This window comes from Micromonospora sp. NPDC003776 (genome assembly GCF_053605645.1).
On sequence record NZ_JBSGJR010000292.1, the window covers coordinates 1 to 8,288 of the forward strand.

At 72.8% G+C, this 8,288-nt stretch carries 8 protein-coding genes and 1 riboswitch; of the genes, 6 read left to right on the forward strand and 2 right to left on the reverse strand.

The window, feature by feature from the left end; translation table 11 throughout:
* Positions 1–302: 302 nt before the first annotated feature.
* On the forward strand, positions 303–2,039 hold the full coding sequence (locus tag ACWEVO_RS22080) for a M28 family peptidase (RefSeq protein WP_452309420.1): 1,737 nt from the start codon (positions 303–305) through the stop codon (positions 2,037–2,039).
* 49 nt (positions 2,040–2,088) lie between these two features.
* On the opposite strand, the gene ACWEVO_RS22085 is transcribed toward ACWEVO_RS22080, so the two are convergent.
* Complete coding sequence (locus ACWEVO_RS22085; RefSeq protein WP_452309421.1) at positions 2,089–2,979, reverse strand: septum formation family protein; 891 nt, start codon at positions 2,977–2,979, stop codon at positions 2,089–2,091.
* Positions 2,980–3,082: 103 nt separating this feature from the next.
* The gene (locus ACWEVO_RS22090; RefSeq protein ID WP_452309422.1) at positions 3,083–3,970 is read right to left on the reverse strand and encodes a septum formation family protein; all 888 of its coding nucleotides are present in this window, start codon (positions 3,968–3,970) and stop codon (positions 3,083–3,085) included.
* 259 nt (positions 3,971–4,229) lie between these two features.
* Between ACWEVO_RS22090 and rpe the strand changes: the two genes are divergently transcribed.
* The 5 genes from rpe to ACWEVO_RS22115 form a co-directional block, all read left to right on the forward strand.
* A complete protein-coding gene (gene rpe / locus ACWEVO_RS22095) occupies positions 4,230–4,910 on the forward strand; it encodes a ribulose-phosphate 3-epimerase (RefSeq protein WP_452309423.1) in 681 nt (226 codons plus the stop codon).
* 1 nt (position 4,911) lies between these two features.
* Positions 4,912–5,868 carry a GGDEF domain-containing response regulator gene (locus ACWEVO_RS22100; RefSeq protein ID WP_452309424.1) on the forward strand — a complete coding sequence of 319 codons (957 nt, stop codon included), beginning with the start codon at positions 4,912–4,914 and terminating at the stop codon, positions 5,866–5,868.
* 81 nt (positions 5,869–5,949) lie between these two features.
* A riboswitch (FMN riboswitch) is annotated at positions 5,950–6,123 on the forward strand.
* A gap of 168 nt (positions 6,124–6,291) precedes the next feature.
* Positions 6,292–7,353, forward strand: coding sequence for a bifunctional diaminohydroxyphosphoribosylaminopyrimidine deaminase/5-amino-6-(5-phosphoribosylamino)uracil reductase RibD (ribD, locus tag ACWEVO_RS22105; RefSeq protein ID WP_452309425.1), 1,062 nt, complete (start codon positions 6,292–6,294; stop codon positions 7,351–7,353).
* Between the two features lies 1 nt (position 7,354).
* On the forward strand, positions 7,355–7,966 hold the full coding sequence (locus ACWEVO_RS22110) for a riboflavin synthase (protein ID WP_452309426.1): 612 nt from the start codon (positions 7,355–7,357) through the stop codon (positions 7,964–7,966).
* Positions 7,963–8,288 (forward strand): nicotinamide mononucleotide transporter family protein (locus tag ACWEVO_RS22115; RefSeq protein WP_452309427.1); only part of this gene is annotated, 326 nt, incomplete at its 3' end. The genes ACWEVO_RS22110 and ACWEVO_RS22115, both read left to right, overlap by 4 nt.

Sequence of the window (8,288 nt, forward strand, 5' to 3'; positions counted from 1 at the left end):
CCCCTCTCCCTATCTCCCGCCGCGCCTCCCCCCGGCGCTATCCCAAACCGAGTTCTACTGGGGGTTTGCGCCGCCCACCCCCCACTTCCCGACGCAAACCCCTTGATCAACTCTGCGCAGGAGGCGGTTCCGGGGGATGGCGGGCATCCCGGCGGGGGGAGTGTTCAGGTGGGATGTGACGGCCCGTTGACTCGCAGATCGATACATGTAACTGTTCCGATCAAGCCTGCGGTTCGCACGCGGGCCCACGGGGGCGCTCGCACCCCGCCCGTCCGCCCCGCCGACCCCCACGAGGAGTCTCCATGAGACGTCGCACCCCGATCGCGGGCCTCGCGCTCGCCCTCTCCGCCGCCATTACGGCGGCCCTGGCCGCGCCCTCCGCCTCCGCGGCCCCCGCACCGGCGGCACCGCAACTGGCCGCCGCCGCGGCCCCCGACATCTCGGTGACCAACGTCCAGGCCCACCTGACCCAGCTCAACACCATCGCCACCAACAACGGCGGCACCCGGCGGGCCGGCTCGGCCGGCTACACCGCCTCGGTGGCGTACGTGAAGCAGAAGCTGCAGGCGGCCGGCTACACGGTCACCGAGCAGACCTGCACCACCTGCACCTACCCGGCGAGCAACCTGATCGCCGAGTGGCCGCAGGGTCCCGCCGACCAGGTGATCATGTTCGGCGCCCACCTGGACAGCGTCTCCGCCGGCCCGGGCATCAACGACAACGGCTCCGGCTCGGCCACCCTGCTGGAGAACGCGCTGGTCCTGGCGAGCCAGAACCCGGCCATGACCAAGCGGGTCCGGTTCGCCTGGTGGAACGGCGAGGAGCAGGGCCTGCAGGGCTCGAAGTACTACGTCGGCCAGCTCACCTCGACGCAGAAGAGCTACATCAAGGGGTACTACAACTTCGACATGGTGGCCTCGCCCAACGGCGGCTACTTCATCAACCGGATCACCTCCGCCACGGCCGCGCCGCTGAAGGCGTACTGGGACTCGTTCAACCTGCAGCCGGAGGAGAACACCGAGGGCGCGGGCCGCAGCGACGACTACTCGTTCGCCAACGCCGGCATCCAGACCTCCGGGTACGCCGCGGGGGCCAGCTACACCAAGACGTCCGCCCAGGCCAGCAAGTGGGGCGGCACCGCCGGGGCGGCGTACGACTCCTGCTACCACAAGGCCTGCGACACCACCAGCAACATCAACGCGACCATCCTGAACCGCAGCGCCGACGGCGTGGCGTACACGATCTGGAACACGGCGGTCGGCGGCACCCCGGCCAACGACTTCTCGATCGCGGTGAGCCCGACCTCCGGCAGCGTCGCCCAGGGCGGCGCCACCAGCGCGACCGTCAACACGGCCACCACCAGCGGCAGCGCCCAGACCGTGAGCCTGTCCGCCGCCGGGGCGCCGAGCGGGGTGACGGTCAGCTTCAGCCCGTCCTCGGTGACCTCCGGCGGCTCGGCGACCATGACGGTCAACGCCTCCTCGACGGCCGCCACCGGCACGTACACCATCACGGTCACCGGCACCGGCTCGGCCACCCACAGCGCCAGCTACAGCCTCACCGTGACAGGCACGGGCGGCGGGTGCACGGGCGGGCAACTCATCGGCAACAGCAGCTTCGAGTCGGGCACCGCGCCGTGGACCGCCAGCTCGGGCGTGATCACCAACTCGACCGGCCAGGCGGCCCGGACCGGGTCGTACAAGGCGTGGCTGGACGGGTACGGCAGCTCGCACACCGACACCCTGTCCCAGTCGGTGACCCTGCCGGCCGGGTGCAGCAGCTACACCCTCGCCTTCTGGCTGCACATCGACACGGCCGAGACCACCGCCTCGACCGCGTACGACAAGCTGACCGTGCAGGTCGGCAGCACCACGCTGGCGACGTACTCGAACCTCAACGCGGCCGGCGGCTACATCCAGCGCACCTTCAACCTGGCCGGGTACGCCGGGCAGACGGTCACGCTCAAGTGGACCGGCGTGGAGGACGCATCCCTGCAGACCAGCTTCGTCATCGACGACGTGACCCTGCAGGTCGGCTAGGCACGCACCGCCCGGGGCGGGTCGGGCCGCTCGGTCCGTCCCGCCCCGCTCACCGCAGCGGCAGCCCCTTGCTGCCCGCGCCCTTGACCGAGCGGGTCAGCGTCCGGTCGGACAGCCACAGGAAGCACTGCACGCCCCGGTTGCCGTTCTTCCACTCCTCTTCCAGGGGGTGGTAGATGATCGTGCCGGCGCGGTACTGCATGTCGCTGTTGTCGGGCACCTTCGCGTACTTCGCGATCAGGCTCCGGCAGGCCTTGTGCGTCCGCGCCGAGGAACTGCGGAACTGCGCGTACGAGACGTCCGGGAACTGGTAGATCCCGACGAACTCGGCGTGGTGCTTCGCCGTGCAGGCCACCGGCCGCATCTCCTCGATGTCGTCCTTGACCAGCTTCGGGTTGAAGCAGCCGAAGGCCAGCGGGGAGCCCGGCTTCAGCGCGCCGCGCAGGCTGCCGCTGTGCAGGGTGACGCTGCCGTCGTCGAGGCTTTCCACCTCCGAGACGTCGCAGCGGAACCAGCGGGCCCCGCCGGCCCACGCCTGCGCCGACGGGAAGATCACGGAGAGCAGCAGTCGGCCGCTGCGCCAGTCCGCCCCGACCGCCGTGTTGACCTTCCGGTCGCACTCGGCCCGGGCGGCGCGTACGCCGTTCGAGCCGGGGCGCGGCAGCGTGGACCGGGCGGCGTCCGTGCCGGTCAGGGTGCCCACGTGCAGCGTCTCGGACCGGTGCCCGGCGGCGCAGTCGATCGGGTTGTAACCGCTGAGATAGCCGACGTCCTGCAGGGTGGCGTGGCAGGTGCCGGCCTCCGGCACGAACGCCTTGGCGGCCGGCAGTGCCGGCCAGTCGTCGGCCAGGTCCCGGTCCACCCCGCCCGGCGCCCCGCACCCGGTGAGCGCCAGCACCGCGGTCACGCCCAGGGCGGCCGCCGTCCACCATCGCCGCATCGCACCGACCTCCCCGTCGTCGACCGCTACGGCGGTGCAGCATACGGCACGAGCGCGCCGGCCGTGGCCTCCCGATCACCACCGCGCCGCGGCGGGACGCGGCCTAGATGACGGGGAGTCCCTCCGGGCCGACCCCGCGCATCGAACGGGTCAGCCGCCGGTCGTCGCTCCACAGGAAACAGCGCACCCCGCGGTCGCCCTCCGCCCACTCCCGCTGGGACGGCGGGTAGAAGATCGAACCGGCCCGGTACGGCAGCTCGCTGTTGTTCGGCACGTTCGCGAAGACCGCGATGAGCGCCATGCACCGGCGGTGCACCTGCGCGGCGGACCGGGTGAACCGGTCCCAGCTCATGTCCCGCTCCTCGTAGACGCCGACAAACTCGGCCCGGTGCGGCTCGGCGCAGAGCACCGGGGCCATGTAGTTGAGGTTGTCGCCGATCAGCTTCGGGTCGAAGCAGCGGTGCACGAGCGGGTTGTCGCCGACCAGCGAGCCGCGCAGGCTGCCCACCCGGTTGACCGGGCGGGTGTTGTCGATGCTGTCGGTCTCGGCCAGGTCGCAGCGGTACCAGCGCGCGCCGGACAGCCAGGCGGTCACCGTGGGCAGGGCGATGTTCATGGTGAGCCGGGCGCCGTGCCAGTCCCCGCCGATGACCTGCCGGGCCCGCTGGTCGCACTCCGCCCGGGCGACCCGGAGCGCGGGGGAGCCGGGCTCGGGTCGGGCCCCGGCCGCGGCGGCCCCGACGAAGGTGCCGACGTGCACCACCTCGGCGAGGTGGCTGCGGCCGCAGTCCACCGTCTCGTACGTGCCGGCCTGCACCACCGCGGTGATCCGGGGGAGGCAGGCGTCGGTGGCGGGGACGAACGACCGGGGCGCCGGCAACGCGGGCCAGTCGTCGGTCAGGTCACCGTCGGCCCGGTGCGTCTGGACGCAGCCACCCAGGACCACCGTCGCCGTGCCGGCCAGCGCCAGCGCCAGGAGCCACCGTCGCATCGTCCGCCCTTTCCGGGAAGATGACAGCCGGTCGCGGCGGCCCGCACGGCGTCCTCCGCCACCGGGCGTGCAGCTTACGTGACCGTCCCTGTTGGAGTTTCGCCGTCTTTCCGCCGATCGGCCACCCGCGCCTGGCTTCTCGTTCCGGATTTTTCTCCGGACGGACGCATTCTGCACCGGGGGTCACCGCTGAGTCACTGCGAGTCTCCGACGGTGCCGCGCTGCGGGCGGTGGCTGACCGCGTTCGTACACTGGCCCGGTGACCGTACCGCCGCCGATCGTCGCCCCCAGCATCCTGGCCGCCGACTTCGCCCGCCTCGCCGACGAGGTGCGCGCCGTCGAGCACGCCGCCGACTGGTTGCACGTGGATGTCATGGACAACCACTTCGTGCCCAACCTGACCATCGGGCTACCGGTGGTGCAGAGCCTGCGCGCGGCGACCGAACTCCCCTTCGACGTGCACCTGATGATCGAGGACCCGCGGCGTTGGGCGCCCGGCTACGCCGACGCCGGGGCGTACAACGTCACGTTCCACGCCGAGGCCTGCGACGACCCGGTGGCCCTGGCCAAGGACCTCCGCTCGGCCGGCGCCAAGGCGGGGCTGGCCATCGACCGGGACACCCCGATCGAGCCGTACCTGGAGCTGCTGCCCAGCTTCGACACGCTGCTGATCATGACGATCAAGGCCGGCTTCGGTGGGCAGCGGTTCATCCCGCAGTTGCTGGACAAGGTGCGCGCCGCCCGCCGGCACGTCGCCGCGGGCCACCTGGAGCTGCGGATCGAGGTCGACGGCGGGATCGCCGCCGACACCATCGAGCAGGCCGCCGCCGCGGGCGCCGACGCCTTCGTGGCCGGCACCGCGGTCTACGGCGCCGACGACCCGGCCGAGGCGGTACGCCGGCTGCGCGGCCTGGCGGAACGCGGGATGACCGGGGCCTGACGTGGACCCCACCGGCGACCGGCCCGACGTCATCCTGGTCGTCGACGACGACGCGGACATCGCCCGCTTCGTCGAGTTCAACCTGCGGCTGCACGGCTTCGAGGTGCTGCACGCCAGCGACGGGCAGGAAGCCCTGGAGGTCATCGAGCGGCAACGCCCGGACCTGGCCGTGGTGGACCTGATGATGCCCCGGATCGACGGCCTGGAGCTGACCCGCCGGCTGCGGGCCGACCCGATGACCTCGGCCCTGCCGGTGATCATGCTGACCGCGAAGGGCATGACCCAGGACAAGGTCAACGGGCTGAGCGTCGGCGCCGACGACTACCTGGTCAAGCCCTTCGACACCCTCGAACTGGTGGCCCGGGTCAACTCCACGCTGCGGCGCAACAAGGAGTTCCGGGAGGTCTCCCCGCTGACCGGGCTGCCCGGCAACAGCCGGATCCGCCGGGAGATCAGCGACCGGGTGCGCAACGGCGCCGACTACGCGGTCGGCTACATCGACATCGACCGGTTCAAGAGCGTCAACGACCGGTACGGCTTCGTCCGCGGTGACGAGTTCATCTCCGCCCTGGCCCGCAGCCTGCACCGGGCCGTGGTCTCGATCGGGCTGCCGCCGGCCTTCCTCGGCCACGTCGGCGGCGACGACTTCGTCATCGTCTGCACCCCCGCCCAGATCCGGCCGCTGACCAGCCGGGCCGTGGTCGACTTCGAGAAGGCCGCCGACGCCCTCTACGACCCGACCGATCGGGAGCGCGGCTTCGTCGAGCTGAAGGACCGGCGCGGCAACATCCGGCGGGCCGCCCTGGTCACCCTCTCCATCGGGGTCTCCCTCTCCGACTCCGACCGGCGGTTCACCGACCCCCTGGAGGCGATCGCGGTGGCATCGGAGATGAAATCGGTCGCCAAGAGCCAACCCGGGTCGTACGTCGCGGTCGACCGGCGTAGGGGCGTACCGTGACACCCCTGTTCTTCCTGTGAGGTACCTCGCCTCTGTGGCGCAGGGCCCGCTCGAACGTGTAAGACTTCCGGTGTACCCACCACGCGCTGGCGGGGCTCGGTGAAATTCCGAACCGGCGGTGATCCACGGTCCGACCGTGGTAAGCCCGCGACCCGGACGGCTTCGGCCGGACGGTGGACCTGGTGAGAATCCGGGGCCGACGGTTGGGGAGCGGTTCGTCCGCCCTCCAGACAGTCCGGATGGGAGACAGCGCGCGGGACGGGGAGGCCCCTGCCGGCCGCCGCGCTGTCGGCCGCCGTCCGGGCTCCCCGGGGTCGGCTCCGCCGTCCCCGGGATCTCCGCCGCCGCCTGTCCGCGGCACCCGTGCCGCCATTCCCCGCCCCGCCCGCGCGCGACCGGCGAGCGAGAGGGCAGGGGCAGGCGATGGCGAGCGTCTCCGTCGACGAGGCGATGCGTCGCGCGATCACGCTGGCCGCCCGCGGCCTCGGCACCACCAGCCCCAACCCGGTCGTCGGCTGCGTGCTGCTCGACGCCGACGGCGAGGTCGTCGGGGAGGGCTTCCACGCGTACGCGGGCGGACCGCACGCCGAGATCGTCGCGCTCGCCCAGGCCGGCACGCGGGCCCGCGGCGGCACCGCCGTGGTCACGCTGGAACCCTGCGACCACACCGGCCGCACCGGCCCGTGCAGCCACGCCCTCATCGCGGCCGGGGTCGCCCGGGTCGTGATCGCCGTCCCGGACCCCAACCCGGTCGCCTCCGGCGGCGCGGCCACCCTGCGCGCCGCCGGGATCGAGGTCGAGACGGCGGTACGCGCCGACGAGGCGGAGGCCGGCAACATCGCCTGGCTCACCTCGATGCGCCGCGGCTGGCCGTACCTCATCTGGAAGTACGCGGCCACCCTGGACGGGCGCTCCGCCGCCGCCGACGGCACCAGCATGTGGATCACCTCCGAGGCGGCCCGGATCGACGTGCACGCCCTGCGCGGCACCGTCGACGCGGTGATCGCCGGGGTGGGCACCGTGCTCGCCGACGACCCCCGGCTCACCGCCCGCAACCTGCGTGACGGCACCCTGGCCATCCGGCAGCCGCTGCGCGTGGTGGTGGACAGCTCGGGGCGTACCCCGGCCGACGCCCGGGTCCGCGACGGCGCCGCCCGGACCTGGATCGCGACCGCGGCGGAGGTCGGCGCCGGCCCGGACGGCCGGGTCGACCAGCCCGCGCTGCTCGCGGAGCTGCACCACCGCGGCGTCCGGGCCGCCCTGCTGGAGGGCGGACCGCGGCTGGCCGGGGCGTTCCTCGCCGCCGGGCTGGTCGACAAGATCGTCGGGTACGTCGCGCCGAAGCTGCTCGGCGCCGGCCCCACCGCCCTGCTCGACGCCGGCGTGACGACCATCGCCGACGCGATCGACCTGGAGATCACCGACGTTACGCAGGTCGGTCCCGACCTGCGGATCACCGCGCTGCCCCGGAAGAGGGAGGCCTGACATGTTCACCGGCATCGTCGAGGAGCTGGGCGAGGTCGTCCGGACCACCGAGACCGGAGGCGACTCCGCGCTGGTCGCCATCCGCGGCCCGCTGGTCACCTCGGACGCCCGGCACGGCGACTCCATCGCGGTCAACGGGGTCTGCCTGACCGTGGTCGACGTCGACGGCGGCGTCTTCACCGCCGACGTGATGGGGGAGACGCTGCGGCGTACCGCGCTCGGGGCGCTGCGCCCCGGCGACCCGGTCAACCTGGAACGTGCCGCCGCGCTGAACAGCCGGCTCGGTGGGCACCTCGTCCAGGGCCACGTCGACGGGGTCGGCGAGGTCGTCTCCCGGGAACCGGCCGCGCAGTGGGAGACGGTCCGCTTCCGGCTCCCCGCCGGCCTGGCCCGGTACGTCGTGGAGAAGGGTTCGATCACCGTCGACGGCGTCTCGCTGACCGTGGCCGAGGTCGGCGACGACTGGTTCACCGTCGGGCTGATCCCCACCACCCTCAAGCTCACCACCCTCGGCGCCAAGAGCGCCGGCGACCCGGTCAACCTCGAGGTCGACGTGCTGGCCAAGTACGTCGAGCGGCTGCTCGGCGACCGGCTCACCGGAGGTGCCCGGTGACGGGCCCGCTCGGCTGGCTGCTCGACGCCCAGGTCCACGTCGCCGGCTCGCCGGTGCTGGTCCGGGAGATCGTCGGCAACGTCTTCGGCCTCGCCTCCGCGCTGCTCGGGCTGCGCCGGCTGGTCTGGGCCTGGCCGGTCGGCATGATCGGCAACGCGCTGCTGTTCACCGTCTTCCTCGGCGGGGTCTTCGCCACCCCGCAGGCGCACGACCTCTACGGCCAGGCCGGCCGGCAGGTCTTCTTCTTCGCGGTCAGCGTGTACGGCTGGTGGCGCTGGTCGCGCAACCGCCGGGGCGGCGGCGGGGAGCAGCCGGCGGTGAC